Here is a 14,020-nt window from a genome sequence, read left to right on the forward strand (position 1 = left end):
CCTATGCCAGACCGGAGAAAGCCCATGGCCGTCGTTTCCAAGAAAATTCCCGCTCCCGACAAGGTGAAGGTGAAAACCGCGCTTCTGTCCGTTTTCGACAAGACCGGCATCGTCGAGCTGGCGCTTGCGCTGAGCGAACAGGGCGTGCGCCTGCTGTCGACCGGCGGTACGCACAAGGCGATTGCTGCAGCCGGCCTTGCGGTGACCGACGTGTCGGAAGTGACGAATTTTCCTGAGATCATGGACGGCCGCGTCAAGACGCTGCATCCGAAGGTGCATGGCGGCCTGCTCGCCATTCGTGACGATGCCGAGCATCAGGCTGAAATGAAGGAGCACGGTATCGAAGGCATCGATCTTGCCGTCATCAATCTTTACCCCTTCGAGGACGTGCGCAAAGCCGGAGGCGATTATCCGACAACGGTGGAGAATATCGACATCGGCGGCCCGGCGATGATCCGAGCTTCGGCCAAAAATCACGCCTATGTGACGACGCTCACCGATCCCGCCGATTATGCCGAGCTGCTGGCTCAGCTTTCCGCCGATGCCGGCCAGACGACCTATGATTTCCGCAAGCGCATGGCCGCAAAGGCTTTTGCCCGCACCGCTGCTTACGACGCGATGATCTCTAACTGGTTTGCCGAAGCGCTGGATATCGCCACGCCGCGCCACCGCGTCATTGGCGGTGTGCTGCGCGAGGAGATGCGTTATGGTGAAAATCCGCACCAGAAGGCGGCTTTCTACCTGACTGGCGAAAACCGTCCCGGCGTCTCGACGGCAACGCTCATCCAGGGCAAGCAGCTGTCCTACAACAACATCAACGACACTGACGCGGCCTATGAGCTCGTCGCCGAGTTCCTGCCGGAAAAGGGGCCGGCCTGCGCGATCATCAAGCATGCCAATCCCTGCGGTGTCGCCACGGGTCCGAGCCTGGTGGAAGCCTATAAGCGCGCTCTCGCCTGCGATTCCACCTCCGCCTTCGGCGGCATCATTGCGCTGAACAGCCTGCTCGATGCCGAAACGGCCGAAGAGATCGTCAAGCTCTTCACCGAGGTCATCATCGCGCCCGAAGTGAGCGAGGAAGCCAAGGCGATCATCGCCCGCAAGCCGAATCTCCGCCTGCTCTCGGTTGGCGCCCTGCCCGATCCACGCGCCGCTGGCCTCACCGCAAAAACCGTCTCCGGCGGGCTGCTGGTTCAGAACCGCGACAACGCGCTGGTCGAGGACATGGAGCTCAGGGTCGTTACCAAGCGCGCGCCGACGGCGCAGGAGCTGGAAGACATGAAATTCGCCTTCCGTGTGGCCAAGCATGTGAAGTCGAATGCCGTCGTTTACGCCAAGGATGGCCAGACGGCCGGCATCGGCGCCGGACAGATGAGCCGCGTCGATTCCGCCCGCATCGCTGCCATCAAGGCCGAGGAAGCCGCCAAGGCCATGGGGCTTGCCGAGCCACTGACGCGTGGTTCCGCCGTCGCTTCCGAAGCTTTCCTGCCTTTTGCCGATGGCCTACTCTCGGCGATCGCCGCCGGCGCCACCGCCGTCATCCAGCCCGGCGGTTCGATGCGCGACCAGGAAGTGATCGACGCGGCCAACGAGCACAATGTCGCGATGGTCTTCACCGGCGTTCGCCACTTCCGTCACTGATCGGCGGATATCCCGGATATATAAAACGTATATCCCGGTTGGTTTACCAGCCGGGATTTTTCTTTGCCTACTTCGCTCTATCGGCCGGATAAGGCGTCGGCAACAGAAGCAGCAGGCCACCGGCGAGGAAGATGACAAGCGTCGCCATGCCGAGGCGGGCCGAGCCGCTCCAATAGGTCACCAGCGAGAAGAACAAAGTCGCCATGAAGCTGGTGGCGCGGCCTGACAGGGCGTAGATGCCGAAATAGCGGCCGGCTTCCGAGAGGCTGACGCTGCGGGCGAGATAGGACCGCGAGGAGGCCTGCACAGGCCCGAAGGCGATGCCGATTAAAAGGCCGTAGCCGATATAGGCCTTTTCCGCCGCCGTACCGAACAGACCACCGGCGCTGACGGTGGAGAGCGGCACGAGGCCGAAGAGCGTGAAACCAGGGCCGGTTGAGAGGATGCCGAAAGTGGCGACGAGCAGCAGCGTCAGACTAATGATAACGGTCGTCTTCGAGCCCAGCCAGCGATCGACATAGCCGGCGGCAAAGCAGCCGAAAATGGCGATGATGTTGAGGATGATGCCGTAGATGCCAATCTCGATCGTCGCCCAGCCGAACATGCCGGCCGCGAAGGTGCCGCCGAGGATCAGGAGGCCGTTGACGCCGTCCTGATAGATCATCCGGGCGACAAGAAAGAGGCTGATACCGCGCCGGCGCCTCAGCTCGCCCAAGGTCGCCGATAGCTCGCGCAGGCCCGAGCGAACGGCGGCGCCCAAGGGCAAGCCGCGTGCGGCATCCGGCGTGAAGAGAAACATCGGCAGAATGAAGATGAAATACCAAACGGCCGAAATCGGCCCGGTGATACGAGCATCCTCGCCTAGCGTGGCGTTGAGGCCGAAGAGCGGGGTGAGGCCGAGAATGGTCTTGCCGGTCTGTGGATTGCCGGCGAGCAAGGCCACGACGGTGATCAGCACGATCATGCCGCCGAGATAGCCGAGCCCCCAGGCGGCGTTCGACAGCCTGCCGACATCATCCTTACCAACCAGCCGCGGCATCATGGAATCATTGAAGACGATCGAGAATTCGGCCGAGATCGAGGCGAGGATCATGAAGATCACCGGATAGATGACCGGCGAGCCGGGTGCCGCGCCCCAGAGGCAAAAAAGGCTGACGATCTTGATGACGGCGAAGAAGGCGATCCATGGCTTGCGGGCGCCGGATTGATCGGCGATCGAGCCGAGGACCGGTGAAAGGATGGCGATGATCACCGAGGAGATCGTCGCCATATTGCTCCATGTCGTCTGCGCGGAGACGGGATCGGCCGTCAGCCGCGCGACGAAATAGGGGCCGAAGATGAAGGTGGTAACGACCGTGAAGAACGGCTGAGCCGCCCAGTCGAAGAACATCCAGCCCCAGATACCGCGTGCCGGCACTTTGGCCGGCACGTTATCGTCAACAATTTCGGTCGCCACCAGATCCAGCCCTCATTCCCTCATCCCGTGACGGGGACGAGGCGGACTGTCTCATCTTGCCCGGCCGTTCGCAAGATCGCTGAGCAGGCCGGCAGCGACGGTGATGCGGGCGAGGTTCGGATCGCCGCTTTCGCTGAGGCCGCCGAGCTCTTCGGCGATGCGATTGATGCGGATACGGTCTTCCGCATGCCATGCCTGAACCGGCTGCTTGTCCTTCGGATGGTTGGACAAAGCGGAGATGACAATGTCACGGCGGGCGCCAGCGATCTGGTCGAGGCTACGCGCCAGCGCCAGGCTCTCGTAATGATCGCCGGTAACGATCCGGCTGCCGGCCAGCAGCAGGCGGCCGACGCGGAAGGTCTGCGATACGGTGAAGTAGCTTTCGGCCGCGCGGTTCAGCGTATCGCCGGTGCGTTCGGCGATCTGCATGATCTCAGGCACGAGGACAAGCGCATAGATGGTGGCGATCTCCGACGCGAGCTTCTCCGGCAGGCCGGCTGCCAGATATTCCGCTTCGCGGGCTGCGATCTCGGCCGCGAAATCTGCCGGGATATGGGTGAGGAAGACGGGTCGCAGCTTCTTCAGAGCTGCACGAAGCCGGCTAACGGTTTCCTCGATTTCATCCTTGGCGGCCCCAGTCTTCAATAGCAGGCGCGTAAGCACGGTATAGACTTCAGTGATCTCGCCATAGACGCGGTTCTGCATCTGGCCGCCGACCTTACCGTCAAGTGCATCCGTCTCGTTCCAAAGCCGGTCGAGATCGAAGCCGTCGCGGGCAATGACGGCGGCCTTGACCACCTCGGCCGCCGACGCAGCCGTTGCATCCATCATGCTGACGGCAAAGCCCGGACCACCACGATTGATCGCTTCGTTGGCAAGCGCCGTGCCGATGATCTCGCGGCGCAGACGATGGCTTTCGATGTCCGTTGAATTCGAGCGTTGCATCTTTGCCGGGAAATAGCGGCTGAGCGTGGTGGCGAAATAGGGATCGTCAGGCAGGTCGCTGGCAACAAGCGCATCGAAGAGGACGATCTTGGCGTAGGAGAGCAGCACGCCGATTTCGGCGCGCGTCAGCGGCCGCCCATTGGCGTAACGCTCGGCAAACGTTTGATCGTCGGGCAGGGTTTCGACCTTGCGGTTGAGCTGCTTTGCCGCTTCCAGCACGCTCATGAAGCGGCTGAGTTCCAGGCCATTGCCGGTCCCCTTGCGCTCGGTCAGCGAGATCGCCAGCGATTGCAGATAGTTGTTGCGCAGGACGAGCGCTGCCACTTCGTCGGTCATGGAGGCGAGCAGCGTATCGCGCTTGGGGCGTGTCAGGCGGCCGTCATGCATGGCGTTGGCAAGCGCTATCTTGATGTTGACCTCGACGTCGGAGGTGTTGACCCCGGCCGAATTGTCGATGGCGTCTGAGTTGCACCGGCCGCCCTTGAGGCCATAGGCGATGCGGCCTTTCTGCGTGACGCCGAGATTGGCGCCCTCGCCGATCACTTTGGCGCGGACTTCGTCCGCCGTGATGCGGATCGGATCGTTGGCGCGATCGCCAACTTCCGAATCGGTTTCGGACGGCGCCTTGACGTAGGTGCCGATGCCGCCGAACCAGAGCAGGTCGACGGGTGCCTTGAGGATCGCCGTCATGATCTCGAAGGGGGTTGCGACCGACTTGTCGATGCCGATGGCGGCGACGGCTTCCGGCGTCAGCGTGACCGATTTTGCCGATCGGGAAATAATCATCGCGCCCTTCGACAAGACAGACTTGTCGAAATCCTGCCAGCTAGAGCGCGGCAGGTCGAACAGGCGCTGGCGTTCGGCGAGCGTCTTTGCCATGTCCGGATCGGGATCGATGAAGATATCGCGGTGGTCGAAGGCGGCGAGCAGGCGGATCTTCGGCGACAGGAGCATGCCGTTGCCGAAGACGTCGCCGGACATGTCGCCGACGCCGACGACGCTGAAGGGCGTCGTCTGGATGTCGATGTCCATTTCGCGGAAATGCCGCTTCACGGTTTCCCAGGCACCGCGGGCTGTGATACCCATCTTCTTGTGGTCGTAGCCGGCCGAGCCGCCCGAAGCGAAGGCGTCGTCCAGCCAGAAGCCTGCTTCCTGCGCCAATGCATTGGCAGTGTCGGAGAAGGTCGCCGTGCCCTTGTCGGCGGCAACGACGAAATAGGGGTCGTCACCGTCAAGCCGTACGGTGTCGGCAGGCGGGATGATATCGGCGCCAGAGATGTTGTCGGTGATCGACAGCAGCGTGCGGATATAGGTCTTGTAGGCCTCACGACCGGCATTGAAGACCTCGTCGCGGCTGCCGCCGACCGGAAGCTTCTTCGGATAGAAGCCGCCTTTGGCGCCGACGGGGACGATAACGGCGTTCTTCACCTGCTGTGCCTTCACAAGGCCTAGAACTTCGGTGCGATAGTCTTCAGCGCGATCCGACCAGCGCAGGCCGCCGCGTGCCACCTTGCCGAAGCGCAAGTGTACGCCTTCCACTTCGACGCCGTAGACGAAGATTTCGCGGAAAGGACGCGGTTCGGGCAAGCCGTCGAGCAGCTTGGGATCGAGCTTGAAGGCGAGCATGGCCTTCGGCGTGCCGTCCGCATTCTTCTGGAAATAGTTGGTGCGCAGCGTCGCGTCGATGGCGTTGACGTAGCGGCGCAGGATGCGGTCGTCGTCGAGGCTCGGTACGTCGGCAAGCTCGGCTTCGATGCTCGCGTGCAGCTCGGAGAGCTTCTTCGTGCGGTTCTTGTCGCTGAGCTTCGGGTCGAGCGTATCGTGGAACAATCGGAAGAGCGATGCGGCAATCCTAGGATATTTATCCAGCGTCGCAGAGATATAATCCTGCGAATAGGCGATGCCGGCCTGTCTGAGATAGCGGGAATAGGCGCGCAGCACATTGGTTTCGCGGGCGGAGAGATCGGCAGAGACGATCAGCCGGTTGAAGGCGTCGTTGTCGATCGTGCCGCCGAAGGCAGCAAGGAAGGCTTCTTCCAGGGCGGCGCCATGGCGGGCGAGATCGATCGTCAGGCCGCTGCGGGTTTCGAGCTCCATATCATGGAGCACGACATGGCCGGTCGAACCGTCCTTGGCCGTGACATAGATATCGAAGGTGCGCTCGCTGATAACGTTGAAACCGAGATTTTCGAGCAGCGGCACGCGGCGCGACAGCGCCAGGTTGCCGTCGCCGTGGAAGATCTTCAGCGAGAGAATGTCGCCTGCCTCGTCCTTGCGGATATAGAAGCCGATGCGGATCGGCTCAACACCGGCAGTGGCGATGATATCTGGCAGATCGGCAAAGGCGTCTTCCGGCGAGAAGGCTTCTTGAAAAGCCTGGCTGACGGAGATGCTCGGCGCCTTCGGGCCGGCCAGCATGGCGAAGCGCTCGTCCCAGCGGGCTGTGATGGCACGGATCGCCTCCTCCAGCTTGGCCTGCGGAACATGCGGCGTCTTGCCGGCGCTGCGACCAATGATGAAGTGCACGCGCGCCACGCCACCTTCCGGGAAAGCCGGGTAATAAGCGGAGACGCGGCCGTCATAGACCGACTTCAGGTAATTGCCGATCTTCTCGCGGACAACGGAATCATATTCCTCGCGCGGGACATAGACGATGACGGAGACGAAACGGTCGAAATGGTCGATGCGCGGCAATGCGCGAACGCGCGGCCGGTCGGTCAGGTCGTTGATCTGCTCGGCGAAGCTTGCCAGCAATGAGGCGTCGATCTGGAAGAGATCGTCGCGCGGATAGGATTCCAGCGTGTTTTCGAGCATTCGGCCGGAATGGCTTGTGGGGTCGAAACCGAAATGATCCTTGACCTTCTGCACCTTTGAGCGCAGCAGCGGCACTTCCGCGGCAGCGCTGGTATAGGCGGTGGAGGTGAAGAGGCCAACGATGCGCAGCTCGCCCGTCACGTTGCCATCCGTGTCGAAGCGCTTGACGCCGACATAATCCATATAGGCGCGGCGGTGGACGATCGATTTGACATTGGCCTTGGTGACGATCAGGAAATCCGGGCCGTCGAGGAAAGCGAGGATTTCCGGTGTCGTCGTGACGGCGTCCTTGCCCTGCCGAAGAACGCGGACATCCGGATTGGAGAGGATGCCGAGGCCGGTGCCGCGATCCCGCTCGACCTTCGCATCGGCGCCCTTGCCGGAATAGACATATTCACGCATGCCGAGGAAGGTGAAATTGCCGTCCCGTAGCCAGGCAAGGAAGGCGAGCGCTTCGTCGCGATCGTTCTTGCGGCGGCCGGCGGCCTCATAGGTTGATAGTTCCGATATCACGGTATCCAGGCGCGACAACATTGGCTTCCAGTCGGAAACGGCAAGATGCGTCTGATCGAGCACGGTCTGAAGCCGCTTGGTCAGATCGCTCGCCTGCGCTGTCGTCAGCGGCGAGAGATGAAGCTGGATATGGCTGACGCGACGGGCCGGGTCGCTCGGCTGATCGGCCGAATAAAGGCTCGGCTGCTTGCCCTTCTCTATGACCAGGATCGGGTGAACGGCCATATAAAGATCGCGGAAGCTGCTGGTCACCTCGCCCATGATCGATTCATAGAGGAAGGGCATGTTGTGGTCGGTGATCGAGAGGATCGACACCGCAACGCCATCGGGCTCGATGCCGGCGACCTGCTCTATGTTGACGCGGGGAACCGTGCCGCTCCAGGCTGCCAGTTCCCTAGCGGCATGTGCCGCGGCAAGTGCCAGCATTTCCGGGCTGTAAAGCTCCATGTCGTCATTGCTCGCCCGGCCGAACAGGATTTCGGGATCGAGATGCGCTTCACCCGTTGCCGCGGCAATTTTGCGTGCCGCTTCGATCTGTTTTTCCCGTTTCGGATTGGTCTTAGGCGCCATGGAATTCCTCCCGATCTTCGAATTTTGACGACAGTAGCAGAAGGTTTAGCGAAAAAACTGGCAAAAAGAATGCGAATTTGGTTGCTTTCGGACTGATTTTGGCCGGTTTCTTTAAAAATCTTGCCGAAACGCGCGATCTCGATGCAAAGCGGATATCATCGGTGTGACATTGGCGGAATCAACTGGTCAACAGAGGTTTTCATGACTCTGTGAAGTGCGGTTGACAGAGTGCCGCCAAAGGGATCATCAACGGCGCCATGGCAGTTTGAAGCCCTGAACTTGAAAGCTAGCATCATGTCGCAAGTGTCCGCCGGCGCCGTTATCGTCATCTCCAGCCACGTCGTCCGAGGGTCCGTCGGCAATCGCGCCGCCGTTTTCGCGCTGGAGACGCTTGGCCATCCGGTGTGGGCGCTGCCGACGATCGTTCTGCCGTGGCATCCCGGTCATGGACGTTCGACGCGCTTGACCTTCAACGAGGCGGATTTCGACCATGCGATCGACGATCTCATCGCCGCACCCTGGCTTTCCGAGGTAAAGGCAGTTCTGTCGGGATATTTCGGCAATGCTGCACAGGTGCGTTCCGTTGCAAGGCTCGTAACGGCTATGCGGGAGAAGAACCCCGATCTCCTCTATGCCTGCGATCCCGTTATCGGCGATGCGGGCGGGCTTTATGTGCCTGAAGCAACGGCGGAAGCGATCCGCGACCATCTGATCCCGCTGGCGTCGCTCGCGACGCCGAACCGCTATGAGCTTGCCTGGCTTGCGGGAGCGCCTCTCGAGGATAACAACGCCATCATGGAGGCGGCTCTCGCGCTTGGCCCGTCGCGCATGTTGGTGACGTCTGCCGTGCCGATGATGGCCGGCGGCATCGGCAATCTCTATCTGAGCGGCCGAAACGCCCTGCTTGCCGAGCATCGCAGCGTCGAAGGCGCGCCGAATGGACTGGGCGATCTCCTGTCTGCCGTGTTCCTGTCGCGCTTGCTTTCCGGCATGGATGAGGAGCGGGCATTACAGCTGACGACGGCCAGCGTCTTTGAAGTGCTGGCGCGCGCCGTCAAGCGCGGCAGCAACGAACTGACGCTTGCCGTCGATTCCGCAAGCCTGTCGACGCCAATGGCGATGGTGCAGCTGAGGCATCTCGTCCACCCGGCGCAGCGGAAGAAAAAGTAACGGCTGAAAGCGGCGGGAGCTTTTTGCAGCGCAGCAGTTGCCATCGGCCGAAGTGCATTGTAATCCAATATCATGCAAAGCTTTCCCGACACCCTTCTGAACGGTTATCGCAACTTCATGAGCGGGCGTTACGTCGATGAGCGCGAACGCTATCGCACTCTCGCCGAGCTTGGCCAAAGCCCATCGACCCTCGTGATAGCCTGTAGTGACTCCCGTTCGGCGCCGGAGATCATCTTCGACGCCGGACCGGGCGAACTCTTCGTCATCCGTAACGTCGCCAACATGGTACCGCCCTACGAGCCGGACAGCAATTTCCATGCGACTTCGGCAGCGCTGGAATTCGCCGTTCTGTCGCTCAAGGTTTCCGATATCGTCGTAATGGGCCATGGCCGCTGCGGCGGCATTCGCGCCGCACTTGATCCGAACGCGGAGCCGCTGTCGCCGGGCGATTTCATCGGCCGTTGGATGGCGCTGCTGAAGCCCGCGGCCGAACAGATCCAGAGCAATGAGATCATGACGCAGACCGAGCGCCAGACCGCGCTGGAGCGCATTTCGATCCGCAATTCGCTCGACAATCTGCGCAGCTTTCCGGAAATCAAGGCACGTGAGGAGGAGGGCAAGCTCAATCTCCACGGCGCATGGTTCGATATTTCGACAGGCGAGCTGTGGGTCATGGATCCGGCCACGCGCGATTTCATCCGCCCTGAGATTTAAGAGGCCTGAGGTTTAGGAGTCAGGCGCCTGGCAGGACGGCAGGTGGATCAAACGAAAAAGGCGCCGCAGACCATCTGGTCGCAGCGCCTTTTTTGATTCACGAGATCAGGCTTACTTGCCGTCGATCTGCTGGCCGATATAGGCGATCGCCTGCTGATAGACCTTCGCGTCGTTCCATCCGGCGATAGCGGAGAAATTCGGCTCGCCGGGCTGGTAACCGGCACCCGGCTGCCAACCATGGCCGCGCAGGAAGTTGGCGGTCGAGGCCAGTGCATCCGCGCGCGAGCCGACAAGATCGACCCTGCCATCGCCATCTTCGTCGACGCCGAAGGCGACTACGTTTTTCGGCATGAACTGCGTCTGGCCGATTTCGCCATGAGCCGCGCCGCGTGCTGACGGGCTGAGATAACCTTCGCCGACGAGCTTCAGGGCCGCGTAGAGTTGCTCGGTAAAGAACGCGGAACGACGGCAATCATAAGCAAGCGTCGAGACGGCCGAAAGCGTATGCTGGTCGCCCATATAGCTGCCGAAGCCGGTTTCCATGCCCCAGATGGCGATGATCGGGCCTGGGGGAACGCCGAAGCGCTTCTGGATCTTGGCGAAGAGGGCCGCATTGGCCTGCTTCATGCTCTTGCCGCGATTGATGATCGTCTGGCCGCCGCGCTTCTTCATGAATTCCTCGAAGGAAAGCTTGAAGCTCTTCTGGCCGCGGTCGGCGCGGATGGTGGGCTGGTTGTAATGAACGTTGGCGAAGGCCCTGTCGAGGGTAGAGGGGCTAACACCCTGTCCCTGCGCTTCCCGTTTGAATTCCTGCACCCAATTCTCGAATCCGGCGGAAGTGTTGCCGCAAGATGCGGCGTTTGCCGCAAGCGGCATTCCCAGCAGCAATCCGCCCGCCACGAGAGCTGCCATTCCAGATTTTGTGAAGCGCATTCAGTGTCCCCGAAATCTTACCGCGGTGCGAACGCGGTAACCGTTTTCAATGGCGCGTAAACCCTTGAAAGCCAGGGGATCACGCGCGTTTAGTCGCCACCGGACCATGCCAGCATCCGACCATCATGTCATCATGTTTTAGCGAGTGATGTTTTCGTTTCATGTGAAACATCGCCGCCAAAATCATTCAGAAAAGCCCCGCCTTTCATCCGAAATGGCGGGGCTTCCGTTCTAACCTGCTTACCCAAAGAGGGTTGATAAACCGTAAATTGGTTTACAGATCCTTATGCAGCCTGCTTGCGCGGCTTGATCAGGCCGCGATTGACGAGCAATTCGGCGATCTGAATGGCATTGAGCGCGGCACCCTTGCGCAGGTTGTCGGAGACAACCCAGAGGTTGAGGCCGTTCTCGACGGTCGCGTCTTCACGGATGCGAGAAATATAGGTCGCATCTTCGCCGGCGGATTCGTAAGGCGTGATATAACCGCCGTTTTCGCGCTTGTCGATGACGAGGCAGCCGGGCGCTTCACGCAGGATATCGCGAGCCTGATCGGCGGTGATCTCGTTTTCGAACTCGATGTTGACCGATTCCGAATGGCCGATGAAAACGGGCACACGGACAGCCGTGCAGGTGACCTTGATCTTTGGGTCGAGCATCTTCTTGGTCTCGGCCAGCACCTTCCATTCTTCCTTGGTGTAGCCATCTTCCATGAAGACATCGATATGCGGGATGACGTTGAAGGCGATGCGCTTGGTGAACTTCTTTGCCTCGATCGGATCGGCGACGAAGACGGCGCGGGTCTGGTTGAACAGCTCGTCCATGCCGTCCTTGCCGGCGCCGGAGACCGACTGGTAGGTCGAGACGACGACGCGCTTGATCTTGGCGAAGTCATGAAGCGGCTTCAGGGCGACGACGAGCTGCGCGGTCGAGCAATTCGGGTTGGCGATGATGTTGCGCTTGGTGAACTGCGTGACGGCATCCGGGTTCACTTCCGGCACGATCAGCGGCACGTCGGCGTCATAACGCCAAGCGGAAGAGTTGTCGATGACGACGCAGCCCTGGGCGCCGATCTTCGGCGAGAACTTTTTCGAAACGTCGCCGCCGGCCGACATCAGGCAGATGTCGGTGTCGGAGAAATCGTAGTTCTCCAGGTTGGAAACCTTCAGCGTCCGGTCGCCAAAGGAAACTTCGGTTCCCTGCGAGCGGGCCGATGCGAGTGCCACGACCTCATCGGCCGGGAAGCCGCGTTCGGCCAGGATATTGAGCATTTCGCGGCCGACATTCCCGGTCGCGCCCGCTACTGCAACTTTGAAACCCATTTCTCAAGCTCTCTTTCTCTTCTCTCCTCTTTGGCGAGGGGGGAACCGCAGCCATAACGACCGGTTCCTGTCCCCGGCCGAGCCGGGGAGAGAGCGGCAGGCCAGAGACGTCAGACGGTTTTCGTCGTCGTTTTGGCCTTGGTTTTGGAAGAAACCGGAAAATAGACATCCCGCCCGGCACATTGCGCCAGGTGACTGAAGCTATCGAGCTGTTCGAAGCGAACCATGGAAGTCTTCCTTTTCCGTCGCCGGTTCTAAGATGTTTTCCACAGGAGTCAAGGATTTCCTCGCTTGTATCGGTGCGGAAGCGAGGAAATCGGAGGCGTCGAAACCAGCCTTCAACTTATCAAATTGGAAGGCGCCGGTTCGGTGTCAGCGGTTGGACTTGCGCGTGGTTTCAAACAGGAACCAAGTGCGGCGCTCGGTCTCGTCTATCCAGTTTTCCAGAAGGCTGGCCGTGGCGACATCGCCATATTCGTCGCAAACGTTGTGGACGGCGCGCATTTCGGCGGAGAGCTTGAGGTTATCGTCAGCCAGTTCGGCGAGCATGTCCTGCGGATCGACATATTCGGCGTCGTTGTCGGGAATGCGCTGCAGCTTGGCGATCTGGCCGATCGAGTGGAGGGTCGTTCCGCCGATCTTCCGGCAGCGCTCGGCCATAGGATCGGTCATGGCGAAAATCTGATCGCCGTGCTCGTCGAGAAGCAGGTGATAATCACGGAAATGCGGGCCACTCATGTGCCAGTGAAAATTCTTAGTCTTCAAATAGAGAGCAAAGACATCCGCCAGCAGCGCGGTCAGAGCCGCGGAAATATCGCGCGTCGCGTCTTCGCTGAGATTGGTGCGAGTGCCCAATTTCGATTTGGTATTGGCAGTATTCATAAAGACGTCCTCCATTTGTTGTTCACGACAGCGATCGTCGGCGGATCTTAGGGGAGTTCGATGACATCAGCTGCTGCGTGGGATCGCATTGAAGACAGGATTATTTTAAATCTCACAGCCGAGCTGTCGCTTCGCGGCACGATCAACTGCGATGCTAAGCGGAAAACCCGAACGTCTTTACTAAATAGGAAAATGAGGTGGTTTGGCAATTGCTTGCTAATGTATTGGCCAGGCGCGCGGTTGTGTCGCGCCCGGCAAACTGCCTCCTCTCGGAAGGCAGCACCGCGAATAGCGGCTACTTCAGACCGCCACCGACATAGAGGGTTTCGCCGGTCACCCACGCGGCATCCTGCGAAGCGAGGAAGACGGCGACCGGAGCGATATCGGTCGGCTGGCCGAGACGGCCGAGAGGTGTCTGAGAGACGAGATGCTTCTCGAAGTCGCTGCCGATCACGCCTGCCGCAACGACACCCTCTGTTTCAACGCCGCCCGGCGCCAGGTTGTTGACCCGGATATTCCGCGGCCCGAGCTCTTTGGCGAGGATCTTGGTAATGGAATCGACCGCGGCCTTGGTTGCCGTATAGACGGAGGCAGTCGGCAAGTTCATGCTGACGGCGTTGGAGCCGATGTTGATCACATTTCCACCTTCCGGGCCGAAATACCTGACGGCTTCCCGCGTGGTCAGCAGCGTGCCCAGCACGTTGATATTGAATTCACGGTGGAATTCTTCCTCGGTGAATTCCTCGATGGTCGCGAATTGGTAGACGCCGGCATTGTTGACGAGGATATCGACGCGGCCAAATGCCTGTTTCGTTTCGGCGAAGAGGCGTTTGACGTCTTCGGCTTTGGAAACGTCGCCGTGCACGGCGAGCGCCTTGCCGCCCTTGGCGGTGATTTCGGCTACTACCCTGTCGGCGCCTTCGCGGCTCGATGCGTAATTGACGACAACTGCCGCGCCCGCTTCGCCCATTGCCTTGGCGATGCCGGCGCCGATGCCCTTGGATGCTCCAGTCACGATCGCGACCTTGCCTGCCAGTTTGCTCATGTCACTTTCCTTCGAAAA

Annotated in this window: 9 protein-coding genes; 3 read left to right on the forward strand and 6 right to left on the reverse strand. The window is 60.5% G+C overall.

Translation table 11 applies throughout. From position 1 onward, the window contains the following. The first annotated feature begins 24 nt into the window (after positions 1-24). The gene (purH, locus tag FBZ97_RS20535) at positions 25-1,641 is read left to right on the forward strand and encodes a bifunctional phosphoribosylaminoimidazolecarboxamide formyltransferase/IMP cyclohydrolase (RefSeq protein WP_145321746.1); all 1,617 of its coding nucleotides are present in this window, start codon (positions 25-27) and stop codon (positions 1,639-1,641) included. Between the two features lie 67 nt (positions 1,642-1,708). On the opposite strand, the gene FBZ97_RS20540 is transcribed toward purH, so the two are convergent. Further along, entirely contained in the window at positions 1,709-3,097 is a 1,389-nt protein-coding gene (locus tag FBZ97_RS20540) for an MFS transporter (RefSeq protein ID WP_186449523.1), read from the reverse strand. A gap of 51 nt (positions 3,098-3,148) precedes the next feature. After that, complete coding sequence (locus FBZ97_RS20545; RefSeq protein WP_145321748.1) at positions 3,149-7,939, reverse strand: NAD-glutamate dehydrogenase; 4,791 nt, start codon at positions 7,937-7,939, stop codon at positions 3,149-3,151. 294 nt (positions 7,940-8,233) lie between these two features. On the opposite strand from FBZ97_RS20545, the gene pdxY reads away from it, so the two are divergent. Further along, complete coding sequence (pdxY, locus tag FBZ97_RS20550; RefSeq protein ID WP_145321750.1) at positions 8,234-9,109, forward strand: pyridoxal kinase PdxY; 876 nt, start codon at positions 8,234-8,236, stop codon at positions 9,107-9,109. A gap of 72 nt (positions 9,110-9,181) precedes the next feature. Next, complete coding sequence (locus FBZ97_RS20555; RefSeq protein WP_145321752.1) at positions 9,182-9,823, forward strand: carbonic anhydrase; 642 nt, start codon at positions 9,182-9,184, stop codon at positions 9,821-9,823. Between the two features lie 111 nt (positions 9,824-9,934). Here FBZ97_RS20555 and FBZ97_RS20560 read toward each other — a convergent pair whose 3' ends face one another. The 4 genes from FBZ97_RS20560 to FBZ97_RS20575 form a co-directional block, all read right to left on the reverse strand. Next, positions 9,935-10,756, reverse strand: coding sequence for a lytic murein transglycosylase (locus tag FBZ97_RS20560; RefSeq protein ID WP_092718611.1), 822 nt, complete (start codon positions 10,754-10,756; stop codon positions 9,935-9,937). 284 nt (positions 10,757-11,040) lie between these two features. Next, positions 11,041-12,075: an aspartate-semialdehyde dehydrogenase gene (locus tag FBZ97_RS20565; protein ID WP_069613887.1), complete on the reverse strand. Its 1,035-nt coding sequence runs from the start codon at positions 12,073-12,075 to the stop codon at positions 11,041-11,043. A 372-nt stretch (positions 12,076-12,447) separates the two neighbouring features. After that, complete coding sequence (locus FBZ97_RS20570; protein ID WP_113420591.1) at positions 12,448-12,957, reverse strand: DNA starvation/stationary phase protection protein; 510 nt, start codon at positions 12,955-12,957, stop codon at positions 12,448-12,450. A gap of 295 nt (positions 12,958-13,252) precedes the next feature. Continuing rightward, positions 13,253-14,002: a glucose 1-dehydrogenase gene (locus FBZ97_RS20575; protein WP_113352835.1), complete on the reverse strand. Its 750-nt coding sequence runs from the start codon at positions 14,000-14,002 to the stop codon at positions 13,253-13,255. Positions 14,003-14,020: the final 18 nt, after the last annotated feature.

It is taken from the genome of Rhizobium sp. ERR 942 (genome assembly GCF_007828395.1).
Classification (GTDB): Bacteria; Pseudomonadota; Alphaproteobacteria; order Rhizobiales; family Rhizobiaceae; genus Rhizobium; species Rhizobium dioscoreae.

Coding starts and splice junctions, on each gene's coding strand:
- purH (WP_145321746.1), top strand. CDS start 25: ATGGCCGTCGTTTCCAAGAAAATTCCCGCTCCCGACAAGGTGAAGGTG.
- FBZ97_RS20545 (WP_145321748.1), bottom strand. CDS start 7,939: ATGGCGCCTAAGACCAATCCGAAACGGGAAAAACAGATCGAAGCGGCA.
- pdxY (WP_145321750.1), top strand. CDS start 8,234: ATGTCGCAAGTGTCCGCCGGCGCCGTTATCGTCATCTCCAGCCACGTC.
- FBZ97_RS20555 (WP_145321752.1), top strand. CDS start 9,182: ATGCAAAGCTTTCCCGACACCCTTCTGAACGGTTATCGCAACTTCATG.
- FBZ97_RS20560 (WP_092718611.1), bottom strand. CDS start 10,756: ATGCGCTTCACAAAATCTGGAATGGCAGCTCTCGTGGCGGGCGGATTG.
- FBZ97_RS20565 (WP_069613887.1), bottom strand. CDS start 12,075: ATGGGTTTCAAAGTTGCAGTAGCGGGCGCGACCGGGAATGTCGGCCGC.
- FBZ97_RS20570 (WP_113420591.1), bottom strand. CDS start 12,957: ATGAATACTGCCAATACCAAATCGAAATTGGGCACTCGCACCAATCTC.
- FBZ97_RS20575 (WP_113352835.1), bottom strand. CDS start 14,002: ATGAGCAAACTGGCAGGCAAGGTCGCGATCGTGACTGGAGCATCCAAG.